16 protein-coding genes are annotated in these 14,019 nt (G+C 67.8%); 3 read left to right on the top strand and 13 right to left on the bottom strand.

Annotated elements, in window-relative coordinates:
* Position 1 precedes the first annotated feature (1 nt).
* From ASD15_RS28590 to gpmA, 13 genes are all read right to left on the bottom strand, one after another.
* Positions 2-778, bottom strand: a complete 777-nt coding sequence (locus ASD15_RS28590; protein WP_057158421.1) for a type II secretion system protein N — start codon at positions 776-778, stop codon at positions 2-4.
* Entirely contained in the window at positions 775-1,317 is a 543-nt protein-coding gene (gene gspM, locus ASD15_RS28595; RefSeq protein WP_057158422.1) for a type II secretion system protein GspM, read from the bottom strand. Before gspM ends, ASD15_RS28590 begins: the two co-directional genes overlap by 4 nt.
* Positions 1,314-2,579, bottom strand: coding sequence for a type II secretion system protein GspL (gspL, locus tag ASD15_RS28600; protein WP_057158423.1), 1,266 nt, complete (start codon positions 2,577-2,579; stop codon positions 1,314-1,316). The genes gspM and gspL overlap by 4 nt, the downstream gene beginning before the upstream one ends.
* A 66-nt stretch (positions 2,580-2,645) precedes the next feature.
* Entirely contained in the window at positions 2,646-3,701 is a 1,056-nt protein-coding gene (gene gspK, locus ASD15_RS28605; protein WP_229418378.1) for a type II secretion system minor pseudopilin GspK, read from the bottom strand.
* Positions 3,701-4,351 carry a type II secretion system protein J gene (locus tag ASD15_RS28610; protein ID WP_057158424.1) on the bottom strand — a complete coding sequence of 217 codons (651 nt, stop codon included), beginning with the start codon at positions 4,349-4,351 and terminating at the stop codon, positions 3,701-3,703. The genes gspK and ASD15_RS28610 overlap by 1 nt, the downstream gene beginning before the upstream one ends.
* Positions 4,348-4,764 carry a type II secretion system minor pseudopilin GspI gene (gene gspI, locus ASD15_RS28615; RefSeq protein ID WP_373888209.1) on the bottom strand — a complete coding sequence of 139 codons (417 nt, stop codon included), beginning with the start codon at positions 4,762-4,764 and terminating at the stop codon, positions 4,348-4,350. Before gspI ends, ASD15_RS28610 begins: the two co-directional genes overlap by 4 nt.
* Before the next feature lies 1 nt (position 4,765).
* Positions 4,766-5,263: a type II secretion system minor pseudopilin GspH gene (gspH, locus tag ASD15_RS28620; protein ID WP_057158425.1), complete on the bottom strand. Its 498-nt coding sequence runs from the start codon at positions 5,261-5,263 to the stop codon at positions 4,766-4,768.
* Positions 5,264-5,272: 9 nt separating this feature from the next.
* Complete coding sequence (gene gspG / locus ASD15_RS28625; protein WP_057158426.1) at positions 5,273-5,719, bottom strand: type II secretion system major pseudopilin GspG; 447 nt, start codon at positions 5,717-5,719, stop codon at positions 5,273-5,275.
* 74 nt (positions 5,720-5,793) lie between these two features.
* On the bottom strand, positions 5,794-7,959 hold the full coding sequence (locus ASD15_RS28630; RefSeq protein WP_057158427.1) for an amidohydrolase family protein: 2,166 nt from the start codon (positions 7,957-7,959) through the stop codon (positions 5,794-5,796).
* Positions 7,960-7,972: 13 nt separating this feature from the next.
* Positions 7,973-8,737, bottom strand: a complete 765-nt coding sequence (locus ASD15_RS28635; protein ID WP_057158428.1) for a HesA/MoeB/ThiF family protein — start codon at positions 8,735-8,737, stop codon at positions 7,973-7,975.
* Between the two features lie 4 nt (positions 8,738-8,741).
* Positions 8,742-10,238 (bottom strand): S41 family peptidase, encoded by a 1,497-nt coding sequence (locus ASD15_RS28640; protein ID WP_057158429.1) that lies wholly within the window; start codon positions 10,236-10,238, stop codon positions 8,742-8,744.
* 22 nt (positions 10,239-10,260) lie between these two features.
* A complete protein-coding gene (locus ASD15_RS28645; RefSeq protein WP_082552216.1) occupies positions 10,261-11,826 on the bottom strand; it encodes a murein hydrolase activator EnvC in 1,566 nt (521 codons plus the stop codon).
* 7 nt (positions 11,827-11,833) lie between these two features.
* The gene (gpmA, locus tag ASD15_RS28650; RefSeq protein ID WP_057158430.1) at positions 11,834-12,580 is read right to left on the bottom strand and encodes a 2,3-diphosphoglycerate-dependent phosphoglycerate mutase; all 747 of its coding nucleotides are present in this window, start codon (positions 12,578-12,580) and stop codon (positions 11,834-11,836) included.
* Positions 12,581-12,685: 105 nt separating this feature from the next.
* Between gpmA and ASD15_RS28655 the strand changes: the two genes are divergently transcribed.
* From ASD15_RS28655 to secB, 3 genes are all read left to right on the top strand, one after another.
* The gene (locus ASD15_RS28655; RefSeq protein WP_057158431.1) at positions 12,686-13,087 is read left to right on the top strand and encodes a rhodanese-like domain-containing protein; all 402 of its coding nucleotides are present in this window, start codon (positions 12,686-12,688) and stop codon (positions 13,085-13,087) included.
* 14 nt (positions 13,088-13,101) lie between these two features.
* A complete protein-coding gene (gene grxC, locus ASD15_RS28660; protein WP_057158432.1) occupies positions 13,102-13,362 on the top strand; it encodes a glutaredoxin 3 in 261 nt (86 codons plus the stop codon).
* 125 nt (positions 13,363-13,487) lie between these two features.
* Entirely contained in the window at positions 13,488-13,964 is a 477-nt protein-coding gene (gene secB / locus ASD15_RS28665) for a protein-export chaperone SecB (protein ID WP_057158433.1), read from the top strand.
* Positions 13,965-14,019: the final 55 nt, after the last annotated feature.

Here is a 14,019-nt window from a genome sequence, read left to right on the forward strand (position 1 = left end):
CTTATCTGAACTCTAACGCGATGATGTTCTTGCCGCCCTGGTTGGGACGGCGCTGGCCCAGCAAATTCAATAGATTGTCCAGCGACTGCTCATAACCGTCGGCCGCCTGGGCCTGCCCGGAGAATTGCAGGCGGCCGTTCTGCAGGCTGCCTTTCCCGCTCAACAGCAGCGGGCCTTTCAAGGAACTCAAATCCAGCTGCGCCTGCTGGCCGCGCCAGTCCAGCGCCAGCTGGTAGCTGCCCAGCGGCTTGAGCGGCGACAGCCGCGACGACATGTCGGCCATCTCCAGCGTGGTGCGGCCGTTCACGTCCACCTGCTGCCCGGCCAGCGCCAGTTCCAGCGTGGTCCACGACAGCCGCAGGCGGCCGCTGAGGGCCAGCGTGTTGAGCGGCGCCCCCAGGCCGGCCAGGCCGTCGGCCGGCAGCAGCAAGGCCGACGGGCTCAGTTGCCACTGCTTCCAGCCGCCCTTGAAGCTGACCGGCTGCGCCAGCGCCTGCGCGTTCGACAATTCCATGTCCACCATGCCCAGCAGCGACAGCGGCGAGAGCTGCCACGCAAAGCGCCCCGGCAGCAGCGGCGTCACCGCGCCATTGCTGCTGGCCGCGCCGCCGATGAAGGCGGAGCCGCGCCACAGCGTACCTTGCGCATCGCCCAGCGTCAAACGGCCGCCGGTGCGGCTTTCCACCGCGTCCGCCACCCAGGCGGCGGGGAAGAACGCCAGCACCGCCAGCGACACGCCCAGCAGCGCCGCCAGCAACCATAACACGGCGCGCTTCATCGCCCCCCGCCGGCGTTGTTCGCGCCTGGGCCCGACGCCTGCCGCAGCGTGATGGTCGCATCCACCACCCCGGGCGTGGGCTGGCCGGTGACGACCGCTTCCTGCACCAGCACGGCACTGTCGCGGCGCTGCGCGTCCAGCCAGGTGACCAGCGCGGCGAACGGCACGCCCTTCACTTCCAGCTTGGCGTATTCGCCGGTGAGGTTGAGCGACTGCGGCTTGAGGCCGGCCGCGTTCAGGCTGGCGTTCAGCCCCTCGCGCGACATGGGCGGCGCCTGCACCGGCGGCCGCGCCGCCAGTTCGGCGGCCGTGCGGCCCATGGCCTTCAGCTCGGCCACGTCCTGCCGCAGCTGCGGCAGCGCCTTGGCCAGCCGCTCGCGCCCTTCCAGGGCGGGCGCCACCAGCACGCTGTAGACCAGCGCCAGCCCGACCACGGCGCCGCCGATGGCGAGCATGCGGCGTTCCTGTTCGCTGCGTTCATTCCAGAAGGCGGACACGCTGTCGCGCAATTGCTGGATCTTCATCGTTGCTTCGCTCATGCTTTGCTCCCGGTGCTGCCGCCAGCGCCGCTGCGGACCTGCCATACGCCGGCCGCCGTTTCCGACAGCGCCAGCCCGCGCGCCGACAGGGCGCCCTGCAGCTGCTGCAGGGTGGCCGCGTCGGCCGCGTTGGGCTTGAGCTTGATGACCAGGCTGCGCTCGCGGTACTCCATCGAGGCGATCAGGTCGCGCTTGCCGGTGGCGGCCAGCGCTTCGCCGAAGGCGGCGGCCATGGCGGTGAATTCGTCGGCATTGACTTCGCCGCTGCCAGCCTTGGCGGCGGCGATATTCATGCGCATCTGCGCGGCCGGGTCGCGGATCACGGTTTCCTTCGGATAGGCGGCGCGGAAGATCTGCACCATGGACTCGCGCAGTTCGCGTTCCTCGCGCTTCAGGCGCAGCCACTCGATATTCATGCCGGCCAGGTTGACCAGCAGCGCCAGCAACGCCAGGCGCAGCGGCCAGCGCCAGCGCTGCCAGGCGCGCGACTGCGCGCCGGTGGCGCCCAGGCCCGCGGCCAGGTCCGGCGCCGCGCCGCCCCTGGCGCTCTTGGCGGCGGACACCCAATGCTCCCAGCGGTCCGTGTCCAGCGCGACGTGGCTGACCGCGGCCGCCAGCGGCTGGTATTGCGGCAGCAGCGCGGCCGGCGCATACACCGTCAGCGGCGCGTCGCCGGCCAGCGCGCGCAGCATCTGCAGCGCCGCCTCCGGCTGCGGTCCCACGGTCAGGCCCATGCCGTCCTGCAGGCCTTTGCGCAGCGTCAGTTCCAGGCCGGCGTCGGTTTGCGCCAGCGCCGCCGATGCGCCGCCCGGCGCCAGCGGCAGGCACAGTTGCGCCGGCAGCGCGGACACCGATTGCGCGCCTTGCGCCACCAGCGTTTTCACCAGCACTTCCAGCCAGCTGCGCTGCACCACGGCCACGGTGCGGGTACTGCCGTCCTGCGTGGCGGTGGTTGGCGCCAGCGCCAGCACGCAGTCGGCCGGATCGCCCAGCACCTGGTCTTCCACCAGCGCCGGCAGCGCGGCCTTCAGGCGCGCGTTCGACAGCGGCGGCACCGGCACGTGCAGCAGGGTGACGTCGGCGGCGGCCAGCAGCAGCACCACGCGGCGCGCGGCGGCCACCGTGTCGGCCAGGTTACCGAGCGGCGAAGCGCCCTGCTGCATCACGTTGCCGCCGTCGCCCACCAGCGCGAAATGGCAGGCAGGCGCGGCGCCGCCGTCGGCGGCCGCCCTGGCTGGATACCGGATGTATAAAGTCGTCAAAGAAGAATCTCGCTTTCGTTCATGCTGCTTAGGTATCCAATTTCGCTGTCCAACAAGCTTTCCAAACTAAATTTCCCGCATCCACAGCAACACCGGGCTTTTGGGGCCGCGGTAAATCAGCGACTGCGCGTCCAGCGCCGCCCGGTCCAGCCGGACATGGCTCAGCACCAGGAAGTAATCGCTCTTCACCTCCACCTTCACCTCGGCCGGCAGCGTCTTGCGGGTCTGGCCCGCCAGGTAGTTGCCAAAGTCGGCCGCGGTATTGAACGCCGTGCGGCGCCGGAACTGCACTATCGTCGCCGCTTCCGACACCGAGCAGTCGGCCAGCGCCGCCAGCACTTCCGCCGGCGCCGTATTCACATTCACGTTGACCCCGGGCAGCAAGACGACGACGAACTCGCGCAACTTTTCTATCATGGGCTGCGTGAAGCCCGACACCGCCAGCAAGTCTTCCACCCGGATCAGCTCGAGCGGCTCGCGGCGCGTGCCGTTGCTGCTGCCCGCCAGCCCGCCGCCGGCGCCGCCCGCGCCACCGCCTCCTCCCGCCCCGCCAGTTCCACCCGTGCCCCCCGTTCCGCCGGCCCCGCCCGCATCGGCCGCGACCGGCTGGCTTAGCGCCAATTCCTCGGCCAGCGTTTGCGCCAGGCCGGGGTTCAAGCTCAGGCGCTGCAGCAGGCGGCGGAAAATCTGGACTTGCACCGGATCGGGCGCGCCCCTCTGCACCAGGTTGGCGAGATTGTAACGTGCTTGCGCGTCGGTAACCCGGCCGGACAGGGTGGCATCGAATTTTTCGTTGGCCACGCGCTCGCGTTCGACGTAGTCGTCCAGCCGCGTTTCGGCCAGCGGGGTGGCCCAGGGGCCGTTTTCGGAAGTGACCGTGGGGTTGGAACGGGCATCCTGCTGCAGGATCAGGCGCGCCCAGTCCAGCGCGCCGCGCATGATCCACTTGGTCTGCAGGTGCAGGCGCTGGTTCTCCATCGAGCGCACCTGCACCTGCTGCTGCCAGAACAGGCTGGCCACAATGGTGACCGCCAGGGTGGTCAGCAACAGCGCGGTGATGACGGCCACGCCGGCCTGGCGCGCGCGCGGCACGGCATGGCGCCCCATCGGATGGCGGCGCATCACTTCTCCCCCATCAGGAATACTTTCACCAGCGGGGCGGCCTGGCCGTGCAGTTGCACCGTCAGTTCCAGGCCGTCGAAGTCCTGCTCGCCGGAGCTGCCCGCTGCGGCCTCCGCGGACTGGCCGCCCTGCACGCCGCGCACCGGCTGCCAGGCGCTGTCGCGCCAGCCGCGCACGGCCATGCTGTCCACCCCGCTCTGCAGGGCCACGGCCGGCGCGTTGTCGCTGTCGCTGACGGCCGCCGCCCACAGCGCGTCGAGCTGCGCCAGGTCGCGCGTGGCACGCGATTCGCGCCGCGTGAGCACGCCGTCGCGGATGCGGTAAGTCACCACCTGCAGGCGCGACGGCTCGCCCTCGGCCAGCACGGTGCGCACGAAGAGCATGCGGTCCGCGTCCGCCGCCAGCGTTTCGCGCGCGCGCAGCTGCTTGCGCAGGGCGCGCTGCTCCATGTCGCTTTGCATCTGCGCAAACGCCAGCTGGATGCCGCGCGTCTGCTCCATCTGCTCGGTGAGGGCCTGGCGCGAGCGGACGATGCCGTCCAGGCCGCGCCAGCCCAGCACGGCAACTATCGCCAGCACGGCGATCGCCACCAGCAGCTCCACCAGGGTGAAGCCGCGCGAGCGGAACGGATTGGGCGTGGCGGCCATCATTCCTGCAGCTTCAGTTGCACCAGCTTGATGATCAGGCGCTCGGGCTGCTTCTCGTCGAACACGCTCACCTCGACCCGGCGCAGGCGCGGGTTGGGACTGGCGATCACCTCTTCCTGGCACACCAGTTTCAGGTCGCCCTGCGGGCAGTCGAAGGAAGTCTTGCCCACGGAGGGGAACTGCTTGTTCAGGCTCAGGTGCACCAGCCGGTTTTCGGCCGACCAGGTGGCCATCATGGCGGCGCGCAGGCCGTCGCTGTTTTGCGTCAGGCTGCCGACCGCGCGCAGCGAGGCGCCCAGCGCGGTGCCGACGATGACCAGCGCCACCAGCACTTCCAGCAGGGTAAAGCCGCGCGCGCGGCGGGCCGCGGCGTGCGTGCAGTTGGCGTGCATGGTGGCGGGCAAATTGGCGTGCATATCAGTCCACCGTGAAGTGGCCGATGCCGTCGGCGCGGATGACGACACTGACGTCGCCGCTGGCCATGGTCAGCGCGAAGGGTTTATCCACCGGCTCGCGGCCGAAGGTGATGCGCAGGGTGTCGCCGGGCACGGTCGAAGCCGGCTCCAGCAGCAGCGTGACGGGGCTGTTCTTGAACTGGCGTTCGCGCAGCAGGTCGTCCTGCCGGTCCTGCGTGGTGATGGGCTCCCACACGCGCTGCTCGTTGCGCACCAGGAAGCGGTAGCTTTCCGGCCCCGCCTCGAAGGCCACCAGGCGGTTGCGCACGATGGCTTCGTCGCGCGCCAGCTGCAGCAGCAGCGCCACGCGCTGCGCCTCCTGCTGCATGCCCTGGCGCCGGCTGGGCGCCGCGTTGAGCGACACCAGCCCCACCGTGATGCCGGCGATGACCAGCACCACCAGCAGCTCGATCAGCGTAAAGCCGCGCTGCGATTGGTGAAAGCGCGCGGCGGCCGCCATGACGGTAGCCTAGTTGTCCCAGGAGCCGATGTCGGCATCGTCGCCGCTGCCGCCGGGCTGGCCGTCGGCGCCCAGCGAGAACACGTCCACTTCGCCCTTCAGGCCGGGCGAGAGCAGCTGGTAGGGGTTGCCCCACGGGTCCTTGGGCATCTTTTCCAGGTAGCCGCCCGCCTTCCAGCCGTTGGCGGCCGGGCCGGTGGTGGGCTTGGTGAGCAGCGCCTGCAGGCCCTGTTCGGTGGTCGGGTAGCGCTGGTTATCCAGCTTGTACAGTTTCAGCGCCTGCATCACGGTGGCGATATCGACCTTGGCGGCGGCGACTTTCGACTCGCCGGTGCGGGCCAGCAGCTTCGGCACGACCAGCGCGGCCAGCACGCCCATGATGACCACCACCACCATGATCTCGATCAGGGTGAAACCGCGCGCGCGGCGCTTGGCAGGGAATGTAACGTTTTGCATAAACAAGGACACTTTCCAGGTGAGAGTGCGAAGTATAAGGCCTAATTGTGACGATCAGGTTGTGACGATAAGCTCTAATCGTGGCGATGGGCGGAAACGCCGATGCGCTGCAGGGCGCCTTCGTTGCCGCCGCCGGCGATGTTGCTCGACACCGGCGCCAGTTTCTTCAGCGCCGGGGCCGCCGTGACGAAAGGCCGGATGCCCAGCGCGCTGTCGACCTCGTGCGGATAGACCAGGAAGCCGCGCGTGATGACGGCGGCCACCTTGCGCACGTCGCCGATATTCTTGGTCGGCTCGCCATCCACCAGCACCAGGTCGGCCAGCTTGCCCGGCGCGATGCTGCCGCGCTCGTGGCTGGTGCGCGTGTACAGCGCGCCGTTGCGGGTGGCCACCTGCAGCGCCTGCGACGGCGTCAGGCCGGCCTGCACCAGCAATTCCAGTTCGGCCTGCAGCGTGAAGCCCGCCAGCTCGTCGGTGCCGGCCACGATGGGCACGCCGGCCCGGTACAGGCGGCCCACGAAGTCCACCATGTGGGCGTAGGACTGCTGGTAGCGCTTCAGGGTGGCGTCGTCGGCGATCTTCATGGTGCCGACGCGAAAGCCGCGCTGCAGGTCCGGCGGCATGTGCGGGGCGATGGCGGCGAACGGCGTGTTCATGTCGCCGTCCTTCTGCTTGAGGAAGGCGAAGGTGGCCAGCGTGGGGTCGATCACGGTCTTCTGCCGGGCCAGGCGGGCGATGAAGTCCTTGACCTGCCTGGAATCGAACTTCAGCGCGGCGCTCTTCTCGGCCGGCAGCACGAAGCGCTCCAGGGTGCGGGTTTCGGTCTGCGGCGTGGCCAGGAAGTTCAGCATCACCTGGTTGATGTGCTGGATCTCGTCGAAGCCCATGTCCAGCGCCTCGAAGGCGCGCAGCCCGGCCGGGATGTGGCCGGACACGCGCATGCCGCGGCTGTGCGCGTACGCCACCGTGTCTTTCAGGATGGCTTGGGGGAAGGAGTTGTAGATCTTCAGCTGCGGGTAGCCGTGCTCGGCGTACCAGTCGATGGCGCTTTTCGCCTGCGGCAGCGTCTTGACCACGAAGCCCAGGTTGGCCGAGTACGGGCTTTCCCCTTCCAGGAAGCCGGACGGCACCACCTGCGGCGAGAGCAGCTTGCCGGCCGCCGTTTCGTCCATGATCTGCTGCAGCTGGGCATTGTCGTTGCCCATGTCGCGCACCGAAGTCACGCCGGCGGCGATATGCAGGCCGCCTTCCCAGCGGCCCACATGGCCGTGCATGTCGAACAGGCCGGGCAGCAGCACGCGGCCATCGGCGTCGATCTCGTTGACGGCGCCGCGCACCGGCGAGCCGGCCGGCAGCACGGCGGTGATGCGGCCGCGCAGCACGTACACGTCCGAGGCCGGTCCCAGCTTGGCTTTCTCGCTGTCGAACACGCGCGCGTTCTTCACCACGGTCAGGCCGTTCAGCGGATGCTGCAGGGTCGATGCCAGCTCGGCCAGCATCTTCTGCTCGGCGTCCTTCTGCAGCGCGGCCAGCGCCGGGCCGTTCGCTTCCCAGCCTTGCTCGATGGCGGTGAAGGCGCCCGGGATCACCACCGCGAACAGGCGCGGCCTGGTTGCGGCAGCGCCAGCGGCAGCGGCAGCGTTGCCCATGGTGGCCCAGTAGAACTGGGGCGACAGGCCCAGGCCCGTCTGCGCCAGCAACTGCACCTGCTGGCTCTGGCCATTCAGCGTCACCTGCGCTTCGGCCAGCTTGCGCTGGGTCAGCGTGCCCGAGGGCAACAGCGCCAGCTTGCCGCCCGGGGCGGCGGCCAGCGCGGCGATGGCGGCCGACGCCACCTCGAAGGAGTTGTTCAGCGGGACGTACATGGCCGGGCCGTTCAGCGCCTGCTCGCCGCGCTCGGTGGTGGACTGCCAGGCGGCCTTGCCATTCTGGATGGCGAACTGTTCGTTGACCACCGCGCCGTAAGTGGAGTTGCCCTGCACGGCGTAGCTGGCCATGGTGCCGTCGGCGTTGTAGCGGATCTGCTCGGTCAGCTCGGGGCCGCGGCCGTTGTTCTTGTAGATGAAGCGCACCTTGGTCAGGCCATCGTCGCCGCGCTCGACCACCTGTTCGCCGGCCTGCTTGCCGTTCTCGGTGATGAGCACATAGCGCAGGGTTTCGGCCGCGATGGCGGAGGCGGGGGCGTAAGCGGCAAATGCCGAGGCAATCGCCACGGCCATGATGGCGGAAAGTCGCTTCATCGGGGTCGGTCTCCTAGGGTTGTGCGCACACCGGGCACGCGTCGTTGCGGCCGATTTTGATACAGGTCCAGTCCATGCGCAAGCCGTCCAGCAGCAGCAGGCGGCCGGCCAGCGGCTCGCCTATGCCCATCAGCAGCTTGAGCGCTTCGGCCGCCTGCATGGCGCCGACCACGCCCACCAGCGGCGCGAACACGCCCATGGTGGAGCAGGCCACGTCCTCGAAGGGCTGGTCCTGCGGGAACAGGCAGGAGTAGCACGGCAGGTCCGCGCTGCGGCCGGCCCCGCCGCGCGGATCGAACACGCTGACCTGGCCGTCGAAGCGGATCACCGCGCCCGACACCAGCGGCACGCCGTGCGCCACGCAGGCGCGGTTGACGGCGTGGCGGGTGGCGAAGTTGTCGGTGCAGTCAAGCACCACGTCGGCCCGGCTCACCAGTTCGGCCAGGCGCGCGTCGTCCGCGCGCTCGACCAGCGCCTCGATCTGTATGGCGGGATTGATGGCGGCCAGCGTGGCGCGCGCCGATTCGGCCTTGGGCAGGCCCACGCGCGCCATGTTGTGGGCGATCTGGCGCTGCAGGTTGGTCAGGTCGACCGTGTCGTTGTCGACAATGGTGAGCCGGCCCACGCCGGCCGAGGCCAGGTACATGGCGGCCGGCGAGCCGAGGCCGCCGGCGCCGATCACCAGCGCGCGCGCGTCCAGCAGCTTCTGCTGGCCTTCGATGCCGATTTCGTCAAGCAGGATGTGGCGCGAGTAGCGCAGCAGCTGGCTGTCGTCCATCGCCTTACTTCTTCAGGGGCTGGGCGGGCGCGTCCTGCTTGACGGGGGCGTCCGGCTTGGCGGGTTTGGCGGACGCTTCCACCTCCAGGTCGCGCGCCTTCTCGGTCTTGGACAGCTGCACCGGCAGGCCCTTGAAGTGGTTCAGCGCCTGCGCCAGCTGGAAGTCGTCCTTGCTGCCGAATTCCACCGGCTTGCGCGTCCTGGACAAGGCCAGCAGGCGCTGCTCTTCTTCCAGTTCGTCGTGCAAAGGCTGCGGCACGGCGGACGGCAGTTCCTTGTCGTCCTTGTTGTTCAGGTGCTTGACCAGGTCGGCCTCGCGCAGGCGCATGCTGTTCAGGCCGTCGCCTTCGGCGGTTTCGTCGACCAGCATGTCCGGCACGATGCCGCGCGCCTGGATCGAGCGGCCATGCGGCGTGTAATAGCGCGCGGTGGTCAGCTTGACGGCGGTGTCGGCGGTGAGCTGGCGCAGGGTCTGCACCGAGCCCTTGCCGAAGGTTTGCGTGCCCATGACCACGGCGCGCTTGTAGTCCTGCAGCGCGCCGGCCACGATTTCGGAGGCCGAGGCGGAACCGGAATTGACCAGCACCACCATCGGCACGCTCTTCAGCGCGGCCGGCAGCTTGGCCAGCGGATCGCTGTTGGCGCGGCCGGAATAATATTCTGGGCGGGCATAGAAAGTCTGCTTGGAGTCGGCCAGCTGGCCGTTGGTGGACACCACCACCGCGTCCTTGGGCAGGAAGGCGGCCGAGACGCCGATGGCGCCCGGCACCACGCCGCCCGGGTCGTTGCGCAGATCGAGCACCAGGCCCTTGATGCCCGGGTTCTGCGCATACAGGCTGGCCAGCTTGCGCGCCATGTCGTCCACCGTGGGCTCCTGGAACTGCGACACGCGCAGCCAGGCGTAGCCCGGTTCGATCATCTTGGCTTTCACGCTCTGCACGCGGATCTCTTCGCGCACGATGGGCACGATGATGGGCTTGTCCTCGCCCTTGCGCGACAGGGTCAGCACGATTTTCGAGTGCGGCTCGCCGCGCATTTTCTTGATCGCCTCATCCAGCGACAGGCCGCGGATGGGCGTGTTGTCGAGCCGGGTGATCAGGTCGCCGGCCTTGATGCCGGCCTTGAAGGCGGGCGAATCCTCGATCGGCGACACCACCTTGACGTAACCGTCCTCGATGCCCACCTCGATGCCGATGCCGACGAACTTGCCCAGCATGGACTCGCGCATCTCCTTGAAGGCCTTCTTGTCCAGGTAGACCGAGTGCGGATCGAGCGAGGCCACCATGCCGGAAATGGCTTCGGTGACCAGCTTTTTCTCGTCCACGTCTTCCACGTAGTCGGACTTGATCAGGCCGAACACGTCCGACAGCTGGCGCAACTCCTCCAGCGGCAGCGGCATGGCCGGCGCTTTCTGTGCCACAGCGGAAAACTGCAGGGAAGCGGCCACCCCGGCCACCATGCCCAGGCCGATCAGGCCGAAATTCTTGAACTTGTTACCCATGATTGTTCCGCTGTGTTGGACTTCAGAATTTGACCCAGCTGGCCGGATCGAATTCCTTGCCCTTGTGCCTGAGCTCAAAGTATAAACCCGATTCTTCGTTACCGCCGGTGTTTCCGGCCGCCGCGATGACGTCGCCGGCCTTCACCACTTCGCCCACGCGCCGCAGCAGCGACTGGTTGTTGGCGTACAAGCTCCAGTACTGGCCGCCGTGGTCGACAATGATCAGGTTGCCGAAGCCGCGCAGCCAGCTGGCGTGCACCACGCGGCCGCTGGCCACCGTGTGCACGTCGGCCCCTTCGGCGGCGCGGATGAACATGCCCTTCCAGCTCGGGCCGTCGCCGCGCTTGCTGCCGTAGCGCGCGGCCACCTTGCCCGCCACCGGCGCACGCAGCTGGCCCTTCAGCGCGGCGAAGGCGCCGTCCGGCATGGCCGGGGCCAGCGCGATGTCGGCCTTGCGCGCCGGCGGCTCTTCCTTCACGGCCGCCACTTTGGTTTCATCGACTTCGATCGGCTCCAGCTTGCCGCCCTCGCCAGCCGGGGCCGGCGGGACGGTCTGGGCAGTCTGCGGCGGCGCCGGCGGCGTCACCGCAGCCGGCGGCAGCGGCAGCGGCGCCGGTTTCGGCTTGCCCTCGGCCTTGGCGATGCGCTCGCGCTCGGCCTGCGCGGCGCGGGCCTTGGCCAGCGCCTCGGCGCGCACCCTGGCCTGCTCGCGCGCCCTGGCCTGCGCCAGCGCCCTGGCCTCCGCGTCAGCCTTGGCCTTGGCGGCCTTGGCGGCGGCCACGCGCTCCAGGCGCGCCTTCTCGGCGGCGGCGGCCCTGGCCTGTTCTTCGATCAGCTTGCCCAGCTTGTCGACCAGGCCCGCCATGCGCTGCTCGTCCTGCGCCAGCTTGCCCGCCTCCTTGCGCTGCGCCACCAGGCGCTGCGACAGGCCGGCCAGCACGGCGGCGCGCTTGGCTTTTTCCTTGACCAGCAGCGCTTTCTGCTGCTGTTCTTCCTGCGCAATCTCTTCCAGTTCGTCGCGCGCGTTCTGCGCGTCGGCCTGGTTCGCTTCCACCGCGCGCAAGTTGGCGCGCAGCGATTCCAGCAGCCGCGCCTGCGCCTGCGACACATAGGCCATCAGTTGCAGGTCGCGGTTGATGCGGTTCGGGTTGTCCCCGGACAGCAGCAGTTTGATGCGGTCTTCATTGCCCGCCACGTATTGCTCGCGCAGCAGCTTGGCCAGCTGCTGCTTTTGCAACTCCACCGTGGCCTGCAGGCGCGCGCGTTCCGCGCCCAGCGCTTGCAGCCGGACGTTGGTCTGGGTTTGCTCCTCGGACAGCTCGCGCAGGCTGCGGTTGGCGTTCGAGATCGCCTCCTCGGACTCGGCCAGCGTGTCGGCCGCGTCCTCGCGGGCGCTCTCGGTCTTGCCGATATCGCGCTTGAGCTCGTTGAGCTTTTGCTGCAGGCCGGCGCGCTCGGCTTCGGCTTGCAGCTTCTGCTTGCTGCGCTCGGTGGGCTTGGCAGGGGCGGCGTGCGCCGCCCCGGACATCAGGAGCGGCAGCGACAATAGCAGCGCGCCCGCAGCGCGGGTGGTAGAAGACCAGGACATCAACTACTTACTTGGCCTTGCCCTGGTTGGCCACCGCAGCTTGCGCGGCAGCAATTGCGGCCGGATCGCCCAGGTAATAGTGGCGGATCGGTTTCAGCTCGGCGTCCAGCTCGTACACCAGCGGCTGGCCGTTGGGGATGTTCAGGCCGACGATGTCGCTGTCGCTGATGCCGTCGAGCATCTTGATCAGCGCACGCAGGCTGTTGCCGTGCGCCGAAATGATGATTTTCTTGCCGGCGCGGATGGCCGGGGCGATGTCCTCTTCCCAGGCCGGCATCACGCGCGCCACGGTATCCTTCAGGCATTCGGTCAGCGGGATGCTGTCCTTCGGCAGCCCGGCGTAGCGCGGGTCGTTGAAGGAAGTGCGGTCGTCGCCTTCGGCCAGCGGCGGCGGCGGCGTGTCGTAGCTGCGGCGCCATACCAGCACCTGCTCGTCGCCGTACTTGGCGGCGGTTTCGCCCTTGTCCAGGCCCTGCAGCGCACCGTAGTGGCGCTCGTTCAGGCGCCAGTCGTGCTTGATCGGCAGGTACATCATGTCCATTTCGTCCAGCGACAGCCACAGGGTGCGGATGGCGCGCTTGAGCACCGAGGTGTACGCCAGGTCGAAGGTGTAGCCTTCCTGTTTCAGCACCTGGCCGGCGGCCTTGGCCTCGGCTATGCCCTTTTCAGTCAGATCCACATCGGTCCAGCCGGTGAAGCGGTTTTCGAGGTTCCAGGTGGACTCGCCGTGACGCATGAAGACAATTTTGTACATGGGAACTATCTATAAAGTGTGAAAAAATCTGCGGGAGGCAGCGTTTCAGCCTCTGTTCAGCTTCTATTTTATAATGCGCGCATAACCTATAACCATTGGAACACCGTGAAATTCCTTATTGATCAGATTTTTCTTATTGGTATCGTCGCCCTGTCGGGTGGCGCACTGCTGTGGCCGGTACTCACCCAGCGCGGCAAAAAGGTCAGCCCGTCCGAGGCCGTGCAGTTGATAAATCGCGGCAAGACCACCATCTTGGACGTGCGCGAGGCCAAAGAATACGCCGAGGGCCACCTGCCGGACGCCAAGCATATCCCGGCCGGCGAACTGAAGCAGCGCCTCGCTGAACTGGACAAATTCAAGAACCGCACTGTCGTCGTGGTGTGCCAGAAGGGCGGCCGCGCGTTCGGCGCCGCCAAGCTGCTGGGCGGCGCCGGCTTCGACAACGTGGTCGTGCTCGATGGCGGCCAGGCCGCCTGGCAGACCGCCGGCTTGCCGCTGGCCAAATAACGGAGGATAGCACCATGACAGCCAACGTAACCCTGTACAGCACTGCGGTGTGCCCGTATTGCGTGCGCGCCGAGCGCCTGCTGGAAGCCAAGGGCGTGACCGGCATCAACAAGATCCGCGTCGACCTCGACCCCGAGCAGCGCGTGCTGATGATGCAAAAAACCGGCCGCCGCACCGTGCCGCAAATCTACATCGGCGACACCCATGTCGGCGGTTTCGACGATTTGTATGCGCTCGATCAAGCCGGCGGCCTGGACCCCTTGTTAAAAGGCTGACCGCCCTCAAATTGGTTTTGCTACAATTGCTGCGCATTTGCGCGCCCGCCCTACCGGGACGGGCCGCGCGGGTACCCTAACAGCGAGCGGTTCTGCCGCTCTTTTCCTACATAAGAAAGCGCACCATGTCTGACGAAAATCTGCAACCAGTCTTCCAAATCCAACGCGTCTACCTGAAAGACATGTCGCTGGAACAGCCGAACTCCCCAGCCATTTTCCTGGAACAGGAAGCGCCTGCGATCGAAGTCGCGCTGGACGTGGCTGCCGAGCCGCTGGCGGAAGGCATCTTCGAGTCGACCGTCACCATCACCGTGACGGCCAAGATCAAAGATAAAGTGGCTTTCCTGGTTGAAGGCAAGCAAGCCGGTATCTTCGAAGCGCGCAACATCCCTGCCGACCAGCTGGATCCGCTGCTGGGCATCGGTTGCCCGAACATCGTGTACCCTTACCTGCGCGCCAACATCGCCGACATGATCACCCGCGCCGGCTTCCCGCCAGTGCACCTGGCCGAGATCAACTTCGAAGTGTTCTACCAGCAGCGCCTGCAAGCGCTGGCCGAGCAGCAAGCTGCCGCAGCACCTGCCGAAGGTGCGGCACACTAATTGCATTCGCAATGAGGATGCAGTCCGGCGGTGCGCCTTGCGCGCCGCCCTTTCA

Origin of the sequence: Massilia sp. Root351 (assembly GCF_001425045.1) — a bacterium.
Taxonomy (GTDB): Bacteria; Pseudomonadota; Gammaproteobacteria; order Burkholderiales; family Burkholderiaceae_D; genus Rugamonas.